At 65.7% G+C, this 20099-nt stretch carries 15 protein-coding genes and 1 pseudogene; 7 read left to right on the forward strand and 9 right to left on the reverse strand.

What is annotated here, in order from left to right:
* Positions 1-3 precede the first annotated feature (3 nt).
* Positions 4-558, reverse strand: coding sequence for a PAS domain-containing protein (locus F8237_RS28540; protein WP_151649521.1), 555 nt, complete (start codon positions 556-558; stop codon positions 4-6).
* A 451-nt stretch (positions 559-1009) separates the two neighbouring features.
* Here F8237_RS28540 and F8237_RS28545 point away from each other — a divergent pair, with 451 nt between their 5' ends.
* On the forward strand, positions 1010-1846 hold the full coding sequence (locus F8237_RS28545) for a rhomboid family intramembrane serine protease (RefSeq protein ID WP_151649522.1): 837 nt from the start codon (positions 1010-1012) through the stop codon (positions 1844-1846).
* A 188-nt stretch (positions 1847-2034) separates the two neighbouring features.
* Entirely contained in the window at positions 2035-2463 is a 429-nt protein-coding gene (locus F8237_RS28550) for a CBS domain-containing protein (protein ID WP_015685233.1), read from the forward strand.
* Positions 2464-2483: 20 nt separating this feature from the next.
* On the opposite strand, the gene F8237_RS28555 is transcribed toward F8237_RS28550, so the two are convergent.
* Positions 2484-3512, reverse strand: a complete 1029-nt coding sequence (locus F8237_RS28555) for a patatin-like phospholipase family protein (RefSeq protein ID WP_151649523.1) — start codon at positions 3510-3512, stop codon at positions 2484-2486.
* Positions 3513-3755: 243 nt separating this feature from the next.
* Between F8237_RS28555 and F8237_RS28560 the strand changes: the two genes are divergently transcribed.
* Positions 3756-4832, forward strand: a complete 1077-nt coding sequence (locus tag F8237_RS28560; protein ID WP_151649524.1) for a hypothetical protein — start codon at positions 3756-3758, stop codon at positions 4830-4832.
* Between the two features lie 159 nt (positions 4833-4991).
* Here the strand turns inward: F8237_RS28560 and F8237_RS28570 are convergent, their stop codons facing one another.
* The gene (locus F8237_RS28570; RefSeq protein WP_151649526.1) at positions 4992-5885 is read right to left on the reverse strand and encodes a LysR family transcriptional regulator; all 894 of its coding nucleotides are present in this window, start codon (positions 5883-5885) and stop codon (positions 4992-4994) included.
* A gap of 105 nt (positions 5886-5990) precedes the next feature.
* Between F8237_RS28570 and F8237_RS28575 the strand changes: the two are divergent.
* Positions 5991-6974, forward strand: a pseudogene (locus tag F8237_RS28575) (aldo/keto reductase).
* Positions 6975-7230: 256 nt separating this feature from the next.
* Positions 7231-7473 carry a hypothetical protein gene (locus F8237_RS28580; protein WP_244625994.1) on the forward strand — a complete coding sequence of 81 codons (243 nt, stop codon included), beginning with the start codon at positions 7231-7233 and terminating at the stop codon, positions 7471-7473.
* A 52-nt stretch (positions 7474-7525) separates the two neighbouring features.
* Here F8237_RS28580 and F8237_RS28585 read toward each other — a convergent pair whose 3' ends face one another.
* Complete coding sequence (locus tag F8237_RS28585) at positions 7526-8518, reverse strand: zinc-dependent alcohol dehydrogenase family protein (protein WP_310473106.1); 993 nt, start codon at positions 8516-8518, stop codon at positions 7526-7528.
* 104 nt (positions 8519-8622) lie between these two features.
* On the opposite strand from F8237_RS28585, the gene F8237_RS28590 reads away from it, so the two are divergent.
* Together F8237_RS28590 and F8237_RS28605 are read left to right on the forward strand one after the other, a co-directional pair.
* Positions 8623-9480, forward strand: a complete 858-nt coding sequence (locus tag F8237_RS28590) for a LysR family transcriptional regulator (protein ID WP_151649527.1) — start codon at positions 8623-8625, stop codon at positions 9478-9480.
* Between the two features lie 1140 nt (positions 9481-10620).
* On the forward strand, positions 10621-13083 hold the full coding sequence (locus tag F8237_RS28605; RefSeq protein WP_151649529.1) for a putative bifunctional diguanylate cyclase/phosphodiesterase: 2463 nt from the start codon (positions 10621-10623) through the stop codon (positions 13081-13083).
* Here the strand turns inward: F8237_RS28605 and F8237_RS28610 are convergent.
* The 5 genes from F8237_RS28610 to thrS form a co-directional block, all read right to left on the reverse strand.
* Positions 13069-14328: a serine hydrolase domain-containing protein gene (locus F8237_RS28610; RefSeq protein ID WP_151649530.1), complete on the reverse strand. Its 1260-nt coding sequence runs from the start codon at positions 14326-14328 to the stop codon at positions 13069-13071. The two genes, F8237_RS28605 and F8237_RS28610, sit on opposite strands and share 15 nt — an antisense overlap.
* 63 nt (positions 14329-14391) lie before the next feature.
* Positions 14392-14955, reverse strand: a complete 564-nt coding sequence (locus F8237_RS28615; RefSeq protein ID WP_162006417.1) for a nitroreductase family protein — start codon at positions 14953-14955, stop codon at positions 14392-14394.
* A gap of 100 nt (positions 14956-15055) precedes the next feature.
* A complete protein-coding gene (locus F8237_RS28620) occupies positions 15056-15427 on the reverse strand; it encodes a hypothetical protein (protein ID WP_162006252.1) in 372 nt (123 codons plus the stop codon).
* Between the two features lie 16 nt (positions 15428-15443).
* Entirely contained in the window at positions 15444-17498 is a 2055-nt protein-coding gene (locus tag F8237_RS28625) for a YadA family autotransporter adhesin (RefSeq protein WP_162006253.1), read from the reverse strand.
* A 389-nt stretch (positions 17499-17887) separates the two neighbouring features.
* A complete protein-coding gene (gene thrS / locus F8237_RS28630) occupies positions 17888-19930 on the reverse strand; it encodes a threonine--tRNA ligase (protein WP_162006254.1) in 2043 nt (680 codons plus the stop codon).
* Between the last annotated feature and the right edge of the window lie 169 nt (positions 19931-20099).

Here is a 20099-nt window from a genome sequence, read left to right on the forward strand (position 1 = left end):
GCTTTAGCGAAGCCCCTCATACACCATCAGCCCGCGGGCGATCTGCAGTTTGCGGATCGCGCGCGGCAGCAGTTTCTCCGGCTGGTGCAGATAGCGCCAGGAGGTGAGGCTGAAGGTGCCGAGCGCGCCGCATTCGTCGTCGAACGGCGCGAGCACGCCGGTCACGCTGACCGGCGTATGCGGGCGGGCGTTGAAGGGCAGCAGCAGCAGCTCGAGATGCGCCTTGCTGCCGTCTTCGCGCGCGGCGGTGACACCGGCGATCGCACCCAGCGTCTCGTCGGCGACAACGGTGGTGATCTCCTCGATCTCGCGGCGGCTGGCTTCGGTGAACAGCGCCGCAAAACTCTGGTCCTTGAGGTCGCGCCCTGCGAGCGCGCAGACGCGCGTGCCGGCGACGCGGAACGGGAAGCCGAGGTTCTGCTCGCTGGCCAGCACGAAGATGTCGCCGAGCAGCTCGCGGACGGCGGCCGGATCGATGTCGGCCCGGTCAGGGGCCCGCGTGGTGCCGCGCTTCTCGTTCCAATACGCAAAGAATGCGCGGCTCGACGGATGTTTCATGACTGAACGCTTTACCCCGGGGGACATCTGGCGGGACAAACCTGTCCCGCTTCAGTGCACCCGCGATCCCTTTGTTGTTGTGCAGGAGGGGATTTGCAGCGTCCATGCCGCAGAGGCGTTTTCGGCCACCTCGGGCCGGCCTTTGCGTCATTAACGTTAAATTAACTATGCGCTTTGCTCCGGCAGCGCCGCTGCTATGGTGACTGCGGTCGCAAGCCTCGCCGCTTTGCTCCAGGTTCTCGGCGGGGTCTGTACACAGGCGTCAAACAGTTTGGTCACGGGCGCGGGGAGGGGTGGGGATACACCTATTCCCAAAGCCGCCGGAAGACCGACACGGACAGGCAGGGCTTTCCCAGAGCCCTGCCTTTTCCTTTTGTGTACTTGCGCAAGGCCCGGAAAGGCGACTATCTCCAGATGGACCGTTCCGATCGCGCCTGAAAGCGAAGCTGCCTTGGATTCCCCGCACAATTCTCCGCCGCACGATTCCTCGCAGCAAGGTCTGCCGCAGGACGTGCCGGCCGTCGCTGAGGAAGCTCCGCGCGAGCCGATCCTGACGCTGCCCGTGGCGCTGACCGCCTATATCGTCCTGCTCGCGGTGATCCATCTGCGGATGCTGCTGCCGCCGGAACTGGAGAACTGGACCATCGACGTCTTCGGCTTCATCCCGAAGCGCTACGATTCCTCGCTGCTCAATCTGCAGATCCCCGGTGGGGCCGGCGCGAAGGTCTGGAGCTTTGTCACCTATTCGCTGCTGCACGCCAATTTGACGCATCTGGCCTTCAACGTGCTGTGGCTGCTGCCGTTCGGCAGCGCGCTGGCGCGGCGGTTTGGCGCCGTTAGGTTCTTCCTGTTTCTCGCGGTGACGGCGGCGGCGGGTGCGCTCGCCCATCTCGTCACCCATGAGCATGCGGTGGCGCCGATGATCGGCGCCTCGGCCTCGGTGTCGGGCGCGATGGCGGCGGCGATCCGGTTCGCCTTCGTGCGCGGCAGCTTCCTGTCGTTCAGCCGATCGGACGCCGATACCGCCGCGAAGGTTCCGGCGCTGCCGTTGTCGCGCGCGCTGCGCGACGGACGGGTGGTCGGCTTCCTCGCGGTGTGGTTCGGCGTCAACATCATCTTCGGCGTCGGTGCGATCGGCGTCGACGCCGAGACCACGAGCGTCGCCTGGCAGGCGCATATCGGCGGCTTCTTCGCCGGCCTTCTGCTGTTCGCGCTGTTCGATCCCGTGCCGCGCGTGCGAAGCGATGCTGCGGATGCGTCATCACAGGACGTTTCAGACCGTATTTGAAGCGGCGCTTGCGGCGCGGCCCGAATTCATCCATCATTCCCGAGAAGAATGTTCCGAAGCGACAAGCCCGTAGAGGCAATGCTTCGCAAAGCGCCCGAGCGTGAAACCGGCGCCTAAACTGTTAGTTGAAGACTCGACGAACAAGTCCGGACCGCGAAAGCGGACGGGTCCGATTCAGGGAGGCGACAATGACGGTACGTTCCATTCTCAATACCAAGGGCCACCAGATCATGAGCGTCGAGCCCGGCGCCAAGCTCGCTGCCGCGGTCAAGCTGCTCGGTGAGAAGAAGATCGGCGCGGTGCTGGTGATGAACCAGAGCCGGCTCGAAGGCATCCTGTCCGAGCGCGACATCGTGCGCGTGATCGGCGAGCGTGGCGCCGGCGCGCTGGACGAGCCGGTCTCGGAGGTCATGACCCGCAAGGTCGTGACCTGCAAGGAGGCCGACACGGTCGCCGAGCTGATGGAGATGATGACCGAAGGTAAGTTCCGCCATCTGCCCGTGATCGACAACGGCAAGGTGGTCGGCCTGATCTCGATCGGCGACATCGTCAAGCGCCGCGTCCAGGAATACGAGTCCGAGCAGGAAGCCCTGCGCGACTACATCAAGACGGCCTGACCGGACGTTACGCGCCGCCCTTAACCGCCGCCTTTGGGCGCATGACCGGCGGGCGCCGGTGCCAGCACCTCGATCGCCTCCTGGATCGACTCCAGCGCGCGCTCGGCCGAGCGGGCGCCGTGTGCGATCAGGTCCTCGGCGCGGTGGAAGTCGAACCAGCCGAACTGGCCGACCCGCGGTGAGATCAGCAGGTCCGGCGGATCGCCGGCGAGGCGCGCGCGGGTGATGCGGTCCTGCATGATGTTGAAGGCATCCACCATCACCGAGGAAATGCCGGGCCGGCCGCCGCCGCCGAAGAACTCGCGCTTCATGGTCTTCTCCGCCGAGAACAGCCGCGGAAAGCGCCGCTTGGCCGGCGGCTCCTCGACCTCCGGCGCGGCCGGCGCGGGCATCGCACCGTGCGAATAGATCGTCGTGGAATGGGTGAAGATGTCGCTGGAAAGATTTGCGGCGATGACGATTTCGGCGCCGAGCGCCCGGGCTGCCGAAACCGGCACCGGATTCACCAGCGCGCCGTCGACCAGCCAGCGGTCGCCGACCAGCACCGGCGAGAAGATGCCGGGCAGGGCGTAGGAGGCGCGCATCGCATCGACCACGCGGCCGCGCGTCAGCCAGATCTCGTGGCCGGTGCGGACCTCGGTCGCGACCGTCGCGAATTTGATCGGCAGGTCCTCGATCAGGGTCTGGCCGACCGCCTCCTCGAGCCGGGTTGCGAGCTTCTCGCCGCCGATCAGGCCGGAGCCGGTCAGGCGGATGTCGAGATAGCCGAGGATGTTGCGCATCCCCTGCAGGCCGAGTCCCCATTCTTCGAGCGTGTCGAGCCGGCCGGCCGCATAGAGGCCGCCGACCACGGCGCCGATCGAGGTGCCGACCACGACGTCGGGTACGATGCCGTTGGCAGTCAGGGTTCGGAGGATGCCGATATGGGCAAAGCCGCGCGCGGCGCCGCCTCCGAGCGCAAGGCCAATCACCGGCTTGCGAATGCTGCCAAGTCCGACCTTTTCGCCATTGGAGCCGTTCGCGCCCCGACCCTTCAAGATATCCAGCACCGAAACTCTCCTACCCGGGCCAGCCCTCACATCAGAGTAGGCACCGTACTCGCGCTTCGCCAGAACGACGGCGAAGCATGGTTTATACCGTTCGGGACGCAGGGGGCAGCAGTGTGGCGAGGGTGGGTTGCCTCATCTCTCATCACGCAGGCGTCAACCGGGTTCCATAGAACCTGATAGGGCCGTATTTCCTGGGATATCAGAGGCTTGAATTTGCCGCGTTTTCGGTGAAAAGCAGGTGGCATGACACGCGGGGGTGACGGCAGCATCGGATGGCGGCGCAGCGGCAGGCTGCTGCCGGCGCTGCTCCTTGCTGCGTGCCTCCTGCCGCTGCTCGGCCAAAGCGCCGCGCAGGCACAGCTTTTCTCCGATCGTCCGCCGCCGGTGCCCCCCGCATCGGTGCCCGACCCCGGCGGCGCCGTCAGCCTGGCGCCGCCCTCCGGTCCCGGCGCCGGCCCCCCGAGCCTGCCGCCGACCCTGATGCAGCCGAATACGCCGAGCATGCCGCCGCCCGCGGTCACCACCGTGCCGTCGGCTCCGCCGCTCAATGCCGCCGTACCCGGACAGGGCGTGCTGTCGCTGACCGCGAAATACGGCAAGGACTCTCCCGCGATCACCAGCGGCCTGGTCTGGCGGGTATTTGCCGATCGTCCCGACGAGAACGGCACCTTCAAGCTGATCCGCGAGGACCGCAGCGCCACGCCGAACATCGTGCTGCCGCCCGGCAATTACGTCGTGCACGTCGCCTTCGGCCTCGTCAGCGCGGTGCGCACCGTCAGTCTGAAGGCGGAGACCGACCGCGAATCCTTCTTGCTGCCGGCCGGCGGCCTGCGCATCGAGGGCCGCGTCGGCACCAGCCGCATTCCGCTGAACCAGATTTCATTCGCGATTTACAAGGGCAGCCAGTTCGAATCCGGCGAGCGTGCCTCGCTGGTGCCGAACGTCGCCGCCGGCGACGTCGTGCTGCTGCCGGAGGGCACCTACTACATCATCTCCAACTATGGCGACGCCAATTCGGTGGTGCGCTCGGACATCCGCGTCCAGGCCGGCAAGCTCACCGACGTCACCATCACCCACCGCGCCGCCGTGATCACGCTCAAGCTGGTCAGCGACAGGGGCGGCGAGGCGCTCGCCAACACCGCCTGGTCGGTGCTGACGCCGGGCGGCGACGTCATCAAGGAATCGATCGGCGCCTTTCCGCGCGTCGTGCTCTCCGAAGGCGAATACCGCGCCATCGCCAAGAACGAGGGCAAGGTCTACGAGCGAGGCTTCAATGTCGTGAACGGCGTCGACGGCGAAGTGGAAGTCGTGGCGCGCTAGCCTCGTGTCCCGGACGCGGTGCGGCATGCAATGCCGCTCCGCAGAGCCGGGACCCATCTCTCGATGAGCATGCGGCAGCCATGGGCCCCGGCTCAGCAGCGCACCGTCGAAGGGACGCTGCGCTGAGTCCGGGGCACGAGAGCGCAATGACGAGGCTCCTCACTTCCGATACCGCAACGCCTCCACCAGCACCGCGAACGCCGGGGTCGGCTGCCGCCGGCTCGGGTAGTACAAATGATAGCCCGCGAACGGCGCGCACCAGTCGGCGAGCACGCGGACCAGACGCCCGTCGGCGATCTCGCGCTTCACCATATCTTCGGGCATGTAGGCCAGACCGAGGCCCGCCAGCACGGCATTCATCCTGAGCAGGCCGGTGTTGAACACCAGTTGGCCGTCGACCCGCACCTTCATGGCGCGGCCGCGCTTCTCGAACTCCCAGGCATAGATGCCGCCATAGGTCGGCAGGCGCAAATTGATGCAATTGTGCTCGGTGAGATCCTGCGGCTGCTTCGGCTTGCCGCGCGTGGCGAAATAGGCGGGCGCGCCGACCACGGCCATGCGCATCTCCGGTCCGATCCGCACCGCGATCATGTCCTTGGCGACCTGCTCGCCGAGACGCACGCCGGCGTCGTAGCGCTCGGCGACGATATCGGTCAGGCCGTAGTCGACGACGAGCTCGACCTTGATATCGGGGTAGCGCGGCAACAGCTTTGCGAGCGCCGGCCACAGCACCGTCTGCGCGGAGTGCTCGCCGGCGGTGATGCGGACGGTGCCGGCCGGCGTCTCGCGCAGCGCGGTCAGCGCCGAGAGCTCCGCGTCGATCTCCTCGAAGCGCGGCCCGATGTTGCGCAGCAGGCGCTCGCCGGCCTCGGTCGGCGCGACGCTGCGGGTGGTGCGGGTGAGCAGCCGCAGGCCGAGCCGTTCCTCCAGGGCGCGTACGGTGTGGCTGAGCGCCGATTGCGAGACGCCGAGCTGGGCGGCGGCGCGGGTGAAGCTTCGCTCGCGCGCGACCGCGAGGAAGGCGAGCAGGTCGTTGATGTTGGTGCGGGCCATTCATGAGTCCGGATCATGAGTACATGCCGCTTTTATCACCTAATCGCAGGCCCTCGCGTCGCCTAAATTCGCCGTCGAACGTGATTTTGGCAAAGGAGAGCTGCGATGCAGACGCGCAAACTGGGCAAGAGTGGTCTGGAGGTCTCGGCCCTCGGCCTCGGCTGCATGGGCCTGAGCTATGGCTATGGCCCCGCCACCGAGACGTCACAAGCGATCACACTGATCAGGACCGCGTTCGAGCGCGGCGTGACCCTGTTCGACACCGCCGAGGCTTACGGTCCCTTCGTCAACGAGGAGCTGCTCGGCGAGGCGCTGGCGCCGGTCCGCGACAAGGTCGTGATCGCCACCAAGTTCGGCTTTAAGGGCGGCAAGGTCGAGGCCGGGCTCGACAGCCGGCCTGCCAACGTCAAGGCGGTGGCGGAGGCCGCGCTGAAGCGGCTCAAGACCGACCGCATCGATCTGTTCTACCAGCACCGCGTCGATCCCGACGTGCCGGTCGAGGACACTGCGGGCGCGGTCAGGGATCTGATCCGCGACGGCAAGGTCCTGCATTTCGGCATGTCGGAGGCGGGCGCGCAGACCATCCGCCGCGCCCATGCAGTGCAGCCCGTGACCGCGTTGCAAAGCGAATATTCGCTGTGGTGGCGCGAGCCGGAGCAGGAGATCCTGCCGACGCTGGAAGAGCTCGGCATCGGCTTCGTTCCCTTCAGCCCGCTCGGCAAGGGCTTCCTCACCGGCGCGATCAGCGAGAGCACGACGTTCGACGCGAACGACTTCCGCAACATCGTACCGCGGTTCTCATCCAGCGCACGTAAATCCAACCAGACCCTCGTCAATCTGCTTGGCGAGATCGCCGCGGCCAAAGAGGTGACGCCGGCGCAGATCGCGCTGGCCTAGCTGCTCGCGCAGAAGCCGTGGATCGTGCCGATCCCCGGCACCACCAAGCTGCACCGGCTCGAGGAAAATCTCGGCGCGGCCGCGGTGACGCTGTCGGAGGCGGATCTCGCTGCCATTGCAGCGGTGCTGGCCAAGGTGGCGGTGCAAGGCGACCGCTATCCGGCGCATCTGCAGGCGCGGGTCGGCCGCTAGATGCTGCTGTGAACGTCCGGTGAGCGTTCGCTTACCGGACGTCGTCGTCCTGTGTTCTGATTTGAATACCCGATCAGCGCCATCGCGCCGCGTCGGTGGCGCCCATAACACCGGTAACGTCGGCTTATTCCAGCAGCGTCGCGGCTTCGCCAACGCCGGTGCAAGATACGTATTTCCGATAATCAATTTTATTCTCTTTCCGTCCTGCTGCGTTATATGTCGGGCATCCGTCCAACGGAGGAGGCCGGCGCAGGGCTTGTATGGCTTGCGAGACCGGCAGGAGCAGGGGACCAAGCCCGCCGACATGTTCGAAGTGATCCTTACGAGGCGTAAGCGGATTGGCTGGCGATGGCAGGTGTGCGACCAGTCCGGCAAGATATTTGCCGATGGCTTCGAGCGCACGCGGCCGTCCGCCAAATATCAAGGCGAGCGCGCATTGTTCTTCCTGTTGTCACAAGCCTATCTGCGCAAGCGTTCCGCGGCGTCCAGCGAGGACTAGTTGCGCGGTGGAGCCGTAGCCCCGATGGAGCCACCGGGCTACCGACTCCACCTCAGACATCGACAACCAGCTTGCCCTTCGCCGCGTGATCCCGGATCAGCGCGTAGGCATCGCCGACGTCCTCCAGCGTGAAGTGCCTGGGGTCGAGCAGCGGCGTCAGCTTGCCGGCCTCAGCCAGCCGCGTCGCCTCCGCCATGATCTCCCCGTGATGCGCGCGGCCTTCGCCTGACAGCAGCGGCAGCAGCGTGAACACACCGGAATAGGTGGCGGCGCGGAACGAGAGCGGCGCCAGCGCATGCGTGCCCCAGCCGAGCGCGCTCACGACATGGCCGAAGCGGCGTACCGCCGCAAAGGAGGCATCGAGCACCTTGCCGCCGACGGTGTCGTAGACGATGTCGAAGCCGCGGCCTCCGGTTTGCTCGGCAACGTAAGCCTCAACCGCAACGTCGCGGTCGATGAAGACGGCGCCATAACCTTCGATCGTCGCACGTTGCGGTGGCGAGCCGGTCGCGTACACCTTCGCTCCGAAGGCGCGCGCGATCTGGATCGCGACATGGCCGACGCCGCCGGCGCCGCCATGGATCAGGACCTTCTGGCCGGCCTTCAACACCGCGCGATCGATCAAGCCTTCCCAGGCAGTGATGACGATGAGGGGCAGGGCAGCCGCTTCCCGCATGCTGAGATTGGCGGGCTTGAGGGCCAGAAGGTCGGCATCGACAGCGGCAAATTCGGCCAGCGATCCCGGCACGCCGCCGACGCCGCCGGTCATGCCATAGACTTCGTCGCCCGGCTTGAACCGCGTCACGTCGCTCCCGGTGCGCTCGACCACGCCGGCAAGATCGATTCCGGGAATGGCGGGCAGCGGGTGGCGCGCGTGCGCCGCGGCACCGGCGTGGATCTTGGTGTCGAGCGGATTGACCCCGCTCGCATGGACCCGCACCAGCACTTCTCCCGGGGCGATCCCGGGCGTGGAGATGGTTGAGATGCGCAGCGGTGCGTTGTGTGTTTCCAGGATGGCCGCACGCATCGTCGATTGTCTCGTCATGATCGTCCTGCTCCATTGTCGGCCTCCAATATGCTCATGATATTTTGCATGGGAATGAACAAGGATGTACGATAGTCATACAATTATGTATGGCGGGGATTTCGATGGACTGGAGCGATCTGCGCATCTTCCTGGCGATTGCGCGCGAAGGCACGCTCGGCGCTGCCGCGCGAAAGATCGGCCAAACCCAGCCGACCATGGGACGACGGCTTCGCGCGCTCGAGGCCGCGCTGGGACAGACGCTGTTCCAGCGCACCGCCGACGGCTTCGTGCTGACCGACGAAGGCACCGCCGTGCTGCGCCATGCCGAGCGGATCGAGGAGGAAGCGCTCGCACTTGCGCGGCACGCTTCCGGCGCAGAGACGCAGCTCGACGGCCTGTTGCGGCTGTCGTCGTCGGACTGGTTCGGAACGGTGATGCTGTCGCCGGTGATCGCCGCGTTCGGCAAGCTCCATCCCAAGGTGACGGTCGAGCTCCTGACCGATGCGCGCCTCTACAGCCTGCCGCGCCGCGAGGCCGATCTCGTCTTCCGCATCAAGCGGTTCGACGAGCCCGAGGTGATCTCCCGCAAGCTGCTGCACATTCCCTACGCGCTCTATGGCAGGAGGGGCAGCAAGCCGCCGCGCGCGGGTGACGGCAGCGGCGTCCGCGTCGTCACCATGAACGCCGAATTCGCCGACATGCCCGACGCGGTCTGGCTGAAGCGCGCGCTGCCGAATGCGGACATCGCCTCGCGCAGCAACAACCGGCAGGTTCAGGCCGAACTGTGCGCGAGCGGAGGCGGATTGGCCGTGTTGCCACGCCCGCTCGGCGATCCCGATCGCCGTCTCGTCGCGCTCGACATCGGTACGCCGCCGCCCGGCCGCGACACCTTCGTCGGCTATCACCGCGATCTCAGGCGTCTCGCCCGCCTGCGCGCGCTGCTCGATCTGGTGATCGAGCGGTTGGCGGGCACGCCGTAGTCTGTAGGGTGGCAAAGCGAGGCGTGCCCACCATCTCTCGGCGATCGCATGTGGCAATGGTGGGCACGCTTCGCTTTGCCCACCCTACGTCTCAATCCCTTGTGTTGCCCGACGGGCAAAACACCCAAGCGATCGGTCAATCCGCGCAGCCAAAAATATTCGCCTTTACAGAAATTCGGAATAGGCGGATATTGCGCGCACTCCGGCCCAACGAAGAGGGGCGTATCGCGATCGTCACGAACGCGGGCCGGGCGGCGGTGGACGTGGGTTACACTGGTGCGACGGTGATCGCAGGGCGGGCAACCGTGAGCGAGGCACATCGCACGTACGACCGGTGTGATCTGCGTACGGCAAAATCGTGTGGTCCTGGCGCCCGCAGGCTGGCGCCAAGCCTTGTGGTGGTGGGTGTGGTCCAACCGGACCCGTGCATCAGTCATCCGCAAGGCGACGGGGGCAAGAGTGCATCGCTCCCCGGGGAGAGCGTGACATAAGCCGTAAAGCCACTGCGCAGGGAAGGCCGGATGTTTGGCTTCACCTGTATGCCGCTGTGCAGATTCCTGTTGCCACCTTTCGCACAGTGGACCGTGGGTGCCCGGCCGGCACCCGGTCTTCCCTGCGCCCTCTTTCATTTGAGGGTGAGACGATCATGCAGAGCCTCGGGCAAAACAAGCCGCGAGGATGCGAAGCTGTGTCTAACGCTTCAGAAGTCGAATGCTGCGAAGAGCATTTGCCTATCACCGTCACCCCCGCGCAACGGCGTAGCCGTTGTCGCTGGAGGTGCTCGCCTCTTCGGCGAGCCTCGAAGGGCGACGGCCCGGCTGCATCTCGGCCGTTCGTCCTTCGAGGCTCCCGGCGCGATGCTTGGCATCGCGCCACTCGCAACTCAGGATGACGGAATGGACATTGTCGCCGCGGCGAGGCTGCAGCGCGTTCGGGACACGAGAGCGGAGCATGCCGCTATTGCACGCTCCGTCGACGCGAGGGCGCCTTCGCACAACTGTCACAGTCTCTAACGCACGCTAACCAACGCCCGATTTAAAACTGTCATAATCGCCAAATGGAACCCGCGCCTGCGTCCTTTTTACACGGCATTAAGCGCTGCTGCATTGGATGCGGCGAGAAAGTGCGTTGGGGACTGCGATGAGTGCCGCGAAGAAGATGCCGGGAAAACCGGCCACCGAAATGTTCGACGACATCCCGGTGCTTCAGCGCAAATGGCGTGCCGCGTTGAAGCCGGGCGACCGGCTGCCGCGCTATGAGGACGTGATGCTCGGCAGCCTCGGACGGCTCGCCGACCATATTGCGCTGCTGAAGAACGACGGCGCGCTCGAATTGTCGCGCAGCGGACGCTACGTGCAGAAATGGCTCGGCGAGGAGCGCTGGGACATCCCGGTCGCCGAGCTGTCGCCCGATTGCGCCACGGCGCTGTCGGAAGCGGTGGCCAACGCGCTGAAGAGCGGACGGCCGCACCATGCCAGCGCGCATTGCGTGCGCGACGGCATGGTCAGGACCTACGATTTGCTGGCGCTGCCGACCTCCTCGCGCTGGGGCGCCACGCTGGTCGGCGCCTATGTCAACGAGCGCGGCACGCAATACAATCTGCTGGACGCGATCTTCTCCTCGACCGACGACGCGGTCGTCTCGCTGGCGACGCTGCGCGACGCCGGCGGCAAGCCGTTCGATCTCCAGATCGTGCATCACAACCAGAGCGCCGCGATGCTGCTGAAAGCCGCAGGCGCGGGCCTGTTGTGGCGCCGGATCGGCGAGGGCGGCAATTTGCTCGCCTCGCCCGACATCATCAAGTTCCTGCTCAAGGTCGTCTCCGGCGGCCGCGGCGAACAGCTCGAGATCGAGAGCGAAGGACGGAATCTTCGATTGAGCGCCACCGCATTCGCCGATGTGGTCTCGCTGACGATCTCCGACGTCACCGCGCTGAAGCGGCGCGACGCCTCGTTCCGGCTGCTGTTCGACAACAATCCGATGCCGATGTGGGTGTTCGACGCGCAGACCAAGGAATTCCTCAGCGTCAACGACGCCGCGGTCCAGCATTACGGCTTCAGCCGCGAAGCCTTCCTGCGCATGACGCTGCACGAGATCTGGCCGCATGACGAATGGGACAGCCATGCCGAAGCGCTCGAACGCATCGGCGACACCTATAACTCCTCGCGCAACTGGCGGCATCTGCGCGCCGACGGCAGCGAGATCGAGGTGCTCACCTTCGGCCGCCGCGTCGCCTTCGACGATCGCGACGGCTATCTGGTCGCGGTGGTCGACATCACCGAGCGGCGCAAGGCCGAGGCGCGGATCGCCCACATGGCGCACCATGACGGGCTCACCGACCTGCCGAACCGCGAATATTTCCAGCAACGCCTGAAGCAGGCGCTCGACCAGGCCGGCGGAAAACGGGTCGGTGTGCTCTATATCGACCTCGACCTGTTCAAGAACATCAACGATTCCTTCGGCCATCCGGTGGGCGACCGCCTGTTGAAGGAAGTTGCCGAGCGCCTGACCACTGCGGTCCGCGGTGCCAATCTCGCGGCACGGCTTGGCGGCGATGAATTCGCGGTGATCCTCGCGGCTGACGTCTCGCCAAACGAAGCCAGCGCCTGTGCCACGCTGCTGATCGACATGCTGAAGGCGCCCTACGACCTCGACGGCCAGGAGATGGTGATCGGCGCCAGCATCGGCATTGCGCTGTCGCCGGGCGATGGCACGACGTCGGAAGAGTTGATGCGCAACGCCGACATGGCGCTGTACCGGGCCAAGTCCGACGGCGGCGGCGTGCATCATTTCTTCGAGCGCGAGATGGACCTTCAGGCGCAGAAGCGCCGCGACATGGAGCTCGATCTGCGCCGCGCGTTTGCCAATGGCGAGTTCGAGCTGCATTACCAGCCGCTGGTGTCGATCGCCTCCGACCGCATCTCCGGCTTCGAATCGCTGCTGCGCTGGTGCCATCCCGACAAGGGCATGATCTCGCCGGCGGAGTTCATTCCGGTCGCCGAAGACATCGGCCTGATCACTCAGCTCGGTGAATGGGTGCTGCGCGAAGCCTGTGCCGAGGCGGTGAAATGGCCCGCCGAGATCAAGGTCGCAGTCAATCTGTCGCCGGCGCAATTCCGCAGCCGCAACCTCGTGCAAGTCGTGATCTCGGCGCTGGCGCAATCCGGCTTGTCGCCGAAGCGGCTCGAGCTCGAGATCACCGAGTCGATCTTCCTGGCCGAGACCGATGCCAATCTCGCAATATTGCACCAGTTGCGCGAGCTCGGCGTCAGCATTTCCATGGACGATTTCGGCACTGGCTATTCCAGCCTCAGCTACCTCCGCAGCTTCCCCTTCGACAAGATCAAGATCGACCGCTCCTTCGTGAAAGATCTGGCGCTGCGGCCCGATTGCGGAGCGATCGTGCGCGCCATTTCAGGGCTCGGCCGCAGTCTCAACATCACCACGACCGCGGAAGGCGTCGAGACCGAGGATCAGCTCGACTGGCTGCGCGCCGAAGGCTGCAACGAGGTGCAGGGGTTCCTGTTCAGTGCGGCCCGGCCCGCCGCCGAGATCGCAAAGCTGCTCGCCGATTTCGGCCAGCGCGCGTCACGGGCGGCGTAACCCGGATGGGTAGCAGTCGTAGACCAGCGCCTTGAACGCGGGCGTGATGCGGCCGCGCTCGGTCTGGGTCTGCTGCATCATGAGGTAGACCATGTCGAGCTTGGGATCGACGCCGAAATAGGTGCCGCTACCACTGTCCCATTTCAATTCGCCGAGCGAGCCCGCCGGCGGCGGCTTCGCGTTGCCGGGATCGGTGCGCACGCCAATGCCGTAGCCATAGCCAAAGCCGTCGCCGGGGAAATAGAAATAGTCGCGTCCGACACCGGACCCGGGCCCGACGTGATCGGTCGTCATGGCCTTGAACGCGGCGGGGCTGAGATAACGCTTGCCCTCGAACTCGCCGCCGTTGAGCAGCATTTGCGAGAAGCGCTGATAGTCGGTGATGGTCGAGAGCAGCCCGCCGCCGCCGGACTCCCATTCGGGATGGGCGAGGCGGTCGCGCTCGCCTTTGAGCAGGACCAGGTCGCTCGGCAGCGGACGTGCCATCCGCGCGCGCTCCTCCGGCGTCTTCAGCACGAATTTGGTGCTGCTCATCCCGAGCGGATCGAGGATGCGTTGCTTGAGGAATTCGTACAGTGTCTGTCCCGAGATGATCTCGATGATGGCGCCGAGCACGTCAGTGGAATGGCCGTAGCGCCACAGCGTCCCGGGCTGGCGCGTGAGCGGCAGCCTCGCAATGCGGTCGGCGAATTGTCTGTTGTCGAAGGGCCCCTCGAAAATGTTGGCGGCCTCGTAAACCTGCATCACCCAGGGGGCGCCGATATAGTCGTAGCTGATGCCCGAGGTGTGACGCAGCAGATCCTCGATGTTGACGGGACGGATCGGCGGAGTGAGCTCGATTGTCGAGCTGCCCTCCGGCTCCACGCCCACCATGGTGTCGGCAAACAGCGGGACGTATTTCGACACGGGCTCGGCGAGCGCAAGCTTGCCCTCGTCGATCAGCATCATCGCGCCGAGACAGGTGATCGGCTTGGTCATGGAATGGATGGCGAAGATCGTGTCCGGCGTCATGGCAAGGCCGGTCCTGGTGTCGCGCACGCCGAACGTTTTGAAATAGACCGGCTTGCCGTGCTGCTGCACCAGGATCACCGCGCCCGGCAGCCGGCCGCTTCCCACCTCGTTGTCGAAATACGCCGTGATGCGATCGAGTCCCGCGGACGACGGAGCAGGGATGTCGGCGGCACGGCTCCGCGCCATCGTGCCGGCGAGCAGCGCGGCTCCAGCCAGAAAGTCACGGCGCTTCATCCCGGGCTCCTCCCTCGCCGGGAACAAAGCCGCAAGACATCGGGGTCGTCAACAAGCTCCAGATTAAAACCGCGTCACGATGTCCGAAAGGACCGGTCGCGGACGGTCCTCGCTCGGCTTGGTCGGCGTGCCGATATGGACGAGGCCGGCGAGCTTTTCGTCCGGCTTGAGGCCAAGCCCGTCCAGCACGTCGCGGTCGAACGAGAACCAGCCGGTCAGCCAGCAGGCGCCGTAGCCGAGCGCGGTCGCGGCCGTGACGATGTTCATGACGCTGGCGCCCGCCGACAATTCCTGCTCGAACGCCGGCACCTTCGGGTGCGGCCTGGTGAAGCTGACGATGCCGATCACCAGCGGGGCGTCGGTGAGGCGCTTGCGCTCGGTCTCGACGTCGGCTGCGGGCGCGCCGGGATTCTTGCGGGCAAACACCTTCGCGATCACCTCGCCGGCGCGCTGGCGGGCGTCGCCTTCGAAGATGATGAAGCGCCAGGGCGCGAGCTTGCCGTGGTCGGGCACGCGCGCGCCGATGGTGAGGATGGTCTCGAGCTCGGCCGGGGAGGGGCCGGGTCCGGTCATCTCGCGCGGCTTGACCGAGCGGCGGGTCTTCAGGAGTTCGATGGCGTCGGGCACGGGTGTCACTCTCATGGGGTCGATTTGAGCCACGCATTAGCATGCGATCCCGCTCGCCACGAGGCCATGGAGGCCCAATTAGACCGATTGTGATCGGTGCCTATTTGCGCTTCGCCGGCCCAGCGACGGCTGGCACGCCCGGCATGCAGTTGATGCTGCCGATGCCGTTCGGACCGTATTGTACGAACCCCGTTGCCATCGTCGGCGAGTGCGGCGCCGAGATCGGCAGGTACAGGTAGCAGACGGTGCCGTCGACCGGATCGCGCAGGCGCTGGACCACCGTATCCTGGAGCGGGCCCGCGAATTGCCGTTCCAATTGCATGCGCGGGAGCTTGGCCCATTCGCCCGATGGCTGGAACTGCTGTTGCGGTGCAGGTGCCGGCGGCTGCGGTTGTTGCGCCTGTTGCGCGACGACAGGAGGGGAGCCGAGCACGATTGCGGCCAGCACCAGGACCGGGACATGAAGCTTCATTTGTCACACATCAACGTTAGAATTCGACGGCCATGCCGGCGCGGCCGATATGCTCGCTTCCGCCGCCGTTGGAATAGCCCCCGAACACCACCGTCGGCACGGCCCAGTTCAGGCGATGCGAGATGCCGATGCCGACACCGGACTGGCCGCGATAATATCCGCTGTTGACTGCAACCGTCGTCTTGCCGGGAGCCGACGGCATCAGTGTCGGTGCAGCCGACACGGCGGCAACGATGCCACGACGCGCCTCCAGTTGGTTGGCAGCGATATCCTGTTGCAGACCGCCGATCTGCGACTGGAAGCCGGCCACGGTCGACTGCAGCTGTCCGACGTTGACGGCATCCGTGGCGTTGACGCCCGCCGCGACATTGGTGAGACGGCGCTCATTGCCGGCCGTGCCGAACGATACGGTGTTGGCGACGGTGTTGGTCGAGCCCGAGCCGATCGCCACCGAGTTGGCTGCGGTTGCCGAGGCGTTGGTCCCCAACGCGGCCGAGTTCGAGCCCGTTGCAACCGCACCGTCGCCGAAGGCCGCGCCGCCATTGCCCGCGGAGGCCGCTGCGCCCACGGCCACCGAGCCGGTTGCCACCGCACCGGTGCCGATCGCAATCGCATTGGTGCCGGTCGAGGCGGAATTCAATCCGATCGCGATCGAGCCGGACTGGGTGGCCTGCGCGTTGCCGCCGATCGCGATCGCATCGGCGCCGGAGGCGTTGGCTGCTGCGCCAGCGCTGTTGACCCTGGTGTACTGGGTTGCGCCGGAGATGCCGGCGACCGTCGCACTCAGCGAGGCAACGGCCTGGTTCGTGGCGTAGAGCTGGCCGCCATTGACGGCGTCGGTGCTGGTCGCGTTGACGGCGCCGGCGGCAACGCCGGTGACGGTGCGGTTGCCCGACGTTCCCGACACGTCGACCACGGAGCCATCGGTGGCGCTGCCGATGCCGATGACCTTGGTCGACGAGTTCTGCTGCACGAGGCCGATCGATCCGTTGTCGATCTGGGTTTGCAGGTTGCTGATGCTGGTCGCGGTGCTGCTCAGCGCGGCGTTTACGGCCGAGAACGCGCTGCCGACATTGCTGTAGGTGACGCCCTGGATCATGTAGCTCGGGGCGACCATCTGTCCGCTGCCATCGAGTGTGGTGCCGAATGCGGCGGCCACCCTCTGGTTTGCCGTGTAGAGCTCGCCGCCATTGACGACATCCGTGCTGGTGGCAGAGAGCGCGCCGGCGGCAACATTGACGATCTTGCGCTCCTTGCCGACCGAACCGACCGAGATCGTGTTTGCGACATTGGCGACGGACTGCGAACCGAGCGCAACCGCGTTGGATGCGGATGTTTGCGCGCCTTCACCGATGGCGACGCCCGAAATTGCCGCTGCCGAAACATTCGTATTGAAACCAAGAGCGGTCGAGTTCGAGGCACTGGCGCGCGCGTTCCAGCCAAATGCCGATGCAGCCGTGGCACTCGCGACACTGATGTGGCCGTAGGCCGAACTGCCCTGGCCGGTTGCCGCTGCCGCGTGCCCGACGGCGGTGCTGTAGTCGCCATAGGCATGTGCCGTCTCTCCAATCGCGGTTGCGGAGAGATGGGCTTGGGCGGAGCTGCCGACTGCGACTGCGCTTGAATCGTCGGCGAGTGCAGACGATCCGAGTGCGGTGCTGTTCGCTCCGGTTGCCGCGGCGCTCGGTCCGATCGCCAGCGCGCTCTGCATCGTGGCCTGGCTCTGCCGGCCGAGCGCAATGGCGTAATCACCGCTGGCGGTCGCGGCGTAACCGGCAGCGACGGAGCCTACGCCGCTTGCCGTGCTTGACGCGCCGAAGGCCGACGATTGCGCTCCGCTCGCTATGCTCGAATTGCCGAAAGCCGAGGCCTGTTGGGCGGTTGCGCTGCTGTATGAGCCGAAGGCGGAGGTCTGCGACGCTGTCGCTTCGCTGCCGTAGCCCACCACCGTCGAATCCATTCCGCCGGCGTTGCTCGCCGCACCGACCGCGATGGCGTGGTTTTGCGACGCGTTGCTCAGGAAACCGACCGCGACACTATAGGCTCCCGCGGCATCTGCGTGATTCGCCACCGCCGTACTGTTGGGAGCCGAAGCGGATGCAGAGTTGCCGCAAGCGAATGAATCGGCGACGGGCGCGCTGCCACTCCCGGAATCGAGCTGACAGGTCTCGGCGAAGACAGATTGGGGATACACCGCGACCCCGGCCACGATCATGACGAGACCGACGAGGGCGCCCAAAGCCCGCCGCCCGCCAGAATCGGGCGTGGTTCCCGGGTTCGTATCGAACTGACCAGACATAGCCAAGTTTTGCGCGTTGCCCGGTACGCAGGTATCCCCAATTCATGGGGTAGTGCTCCGGCAGTCGGGCGGGTAGCGCGCGCCGAGGGAGGCAACCTCGCCCGCAAACGCACAGAGCGCGCCGGCAGGCGCGCTCTGTTCGTCACGCCCGAGCGTGGGGTCTAAGCGATGCCGCGTGCCCGCTTCACGTCGGGCGCCGTCGCTTCCTCGACCAGAGCGGCGATCGCCTCGGCGGTCGTCATCACCTTCTGGCCGTCGCTGCCGAGCCGGCGGACCGAGACCGAATGCGTCTCGGCCTCCTTCTTGCCGACCACGAGCAGCGCCGGAATCTTGGCCAGCGAGTGCTCGCGGACCTTGTAGTTGATCTTCTCGTTGCGCAGGTCGATCTCGACCCGCAGCCCCGCGCGACGGGCCTGCTCCAGCACCTGCTTGGCGTACTCGTCGCCTTCCGAGGTGATGGTGGTGACCACCGCCTGCACCGGCGAGAGCCAGAGCGGGAAGTTGCCGGCATAGTGCTCGATCAGGATGCCGATGTAGCGCTCCATCGAGCCGCAGATCGCGCGGTGCACCATCACCGGCGGTTTCTTGCCGCCGTCATGGTCGATGTAGAACGCACCGAACCGCTCCGGCAGGTTGAAGTCGACCTGCGTGGTGCCGCACTGCCAGTCGCGGCCGATGGCGTCGCGCAGCACATATTCGAACTTCGGCCCGTAGAAGGCGCCTTCGCCCGGGTTGATCTCGGTCTTGATGTGGTTGTTCTGCGCCTGGATCTCGCGCAGCACCGTCGCCATCACCCGCTCGGCGTGATCCCACATCGCATCGGTGCCAACGCGTTTCTCCGGCCGGGTCGAGAGCTTCACCGTCAGGTCGCCGGTGAAGCCGAAGTCCGCATAGGTCGACAAGATCAGATCGTTGATCTTCAGGCATTCCTCGGCGAGTTGATCCTCGGTGCAGAAGATGTGGGCATCGTCCTGAGTGAAGCCGCGCACGCGCATCAATCCGTGCATGGCGCCGGAAGGCTCGTAGCGATGCACCACGCCGAACTCGGCGAGCCGCAGCGGCAGGTCGCGGTAGCTTTTCAGGCCGTGCTTGAAGATCTGGACGTGGCCCGGGCAATTCATCGGCTTCAGCGCGAACCAGCGTTTGTCCTCGGCCTCGTCGCCGGCCGACTGCGCCGCGAACATGTTCTCGCGATACCAGCCCCAATGGCCGGAGGTCTCCCACAGGGACTTGTCGAGGATCTGCGGCGCGTTGACCTCGCTGTAGTCGCCGGTCAGGCGGCGGCGCATATAGGCGATCAGCTGCTGGAAGATCGTCCAGCCCTTGGCGTGCCAGAACACGACGCCCGGACCTTCCTCCTGGAAGTGGAAGAGGTCGAGCTCGCGCCCGAGCTTGCGATGGTCGCGCTTCTCTGCTTCCTCGATCTGCTTGAGGTAGGCGTCGAGGTCCTCCTGCTTGGCGAACGCCGTGCCGTAGATGCGGGTCAGCATCGGGTTGTTGCTGTCGCCGCGCCAATAGGCGCCGGCCACCTTCATCAGCTTGAAGGCGTTACCGACCTTGCCGGTCGAGGTCATGTGCGGGCCGCGGCACAGGTCGAACCAGTCGCCCTGGTAGTAGATCTTGATCGGCTCGCTGCCGGGAATGGCGTCGACCAGCTCGACCTTGAAGGCCTCGCCCTTGTCGCGGAACACCTGCTTGGTCTTCTCGCGATCCCAGACTTCCTTGGTGAACGGTTTGTCGCGCGCGACGATCTCGCGCATCTTCTTCTCGATCGCGGCAAAGTCTTCCGGCGTGAACGGCTCGTTGCGGAAGAAGTCGTAATAGAAGCCGTTCTCGATCACGGGACCGATGGTGACCTGCGTGCCCGGCCACAGCGTCTGCACGGCCTCCGCCAGCACGTGGGCGCAGTCGTGGCGGATCAGCTCGAGCGCGCGCGCATCGTCGCGGTTGATCAGCTCGATCTTGGCATCGGCTTCGATGGGATCGTCGAGGTCGCAGACCACGCCGTCGAGCGCCATTGCGACCGTGCGCTTGGCTAGCGACGGTGAGATGCCCTTGGCGATCTCGAGGCCGGTGGTGCTCTTGGCGTATTCGCGCCGGGCGCCGTCGGGGAAGGTGAGGGTGATTTTTTCCGGCGGGGTCACGGGTCTCAAATTGCTGAGGCTGTACTGGAAGCCGGACTCGGATTTGGGCTGGTCGGTCATTGCTTTTCTCCTGAGGCTCACTCCTGCGAACGAGCGCAGGTAAGCGGGAACGAGCGATATATCAGGCGATTCGGCCTGTGCAATCCGGCATTTCCAAGAAAGTGGAGCGTAAAGGCCGGACCATGCACCAACTATTTCGCGCGGTGCCCTTTAACTGGTCACGGGCCTG

This window comes from Bradyrhizobium betae, from assembly GCF_008932115.1.
Lineage (GTDB): Bacteria > Pseudomonadota > Alphaproteobacteria > Rhizobiales > Xanthobacteraceae > Bradyrhizobium > Bradyrhizobium betae.

Excerpts from the sequence above, each read along its gene's own strand:
- F8237_RS28540 (WP_151649521.1), bottom strand. The coding sequence starts at position 558 with ATGAAACATCCGTCGAGCCGCGCATTCTTTGCGTATTGGAACGAGAAG.
- F8237_RS28550 (WP_015685233.1), top strand. The coding sequence starts at position 2,035 with ATGACGGTACGTTCCATTCTCAATACCAAGGGCCACCAGATCATGAGC.
- F8237_RS28560 (WP_151649524.1), top strand. The coding sequence starts at position 3,756 with ATGACACGCGGGGGTGACGGCAGCATCGGATGGCGGCGCAGCGGCAGG.
- F8237_RS28570 (WP_151649526.1), bottom strand. The coding sequence starts at position 5,885 with ATGGCCCGCACCAACATCAACGACCTGCTCGCCTTCCTCGCGGTCGCG.
- F8237_RS28585 (WP_310473106.1), bottom strand. The coding sequence starts at position 8,518 with ATGACGAGACAATCGACGATGCGTGCGGCCATCCTGGAAACACACAAC.
- F8237_RS28590 (WP_151649527.1), top strand. The coding sequence starts at position 8,623 with ATGGACTGGAGCGATCTGCGCATCTTCCTGGCGATTGCGCGCGAAGGC.
- F8237_RS28605 (WP_151649529.1), top strand. The coding sequence starts at position 10,621 with ATGAGTGCCGCGAAGAAGATGCCGGGAAAACCGGCCACCGAAATGTTC.
- F8237_RS28610 (WP_151649530.1), bottom strand. The coding sequence starts at position 14,328 with ATGAAGCGCCGTGACTTTCTGGCTGGAGCCGCGCTGCTCGCCGGCACG.
- F8237_RS28620 (WP_162006252.1), bottom strand. The coding sequence starts at position 15,427 with ATGAAGCTTCATGTCCCGGTCCTGGTGCTGGCCGCAATCGTGCTCGGC.
- thrS (WP_162006254.1), bottom strand. The coding sequence starts at position 19,930 with ATGACCGACCAGCCCAAATCCGAGTCCGGCTTCCAGTACAGCCTCAGC.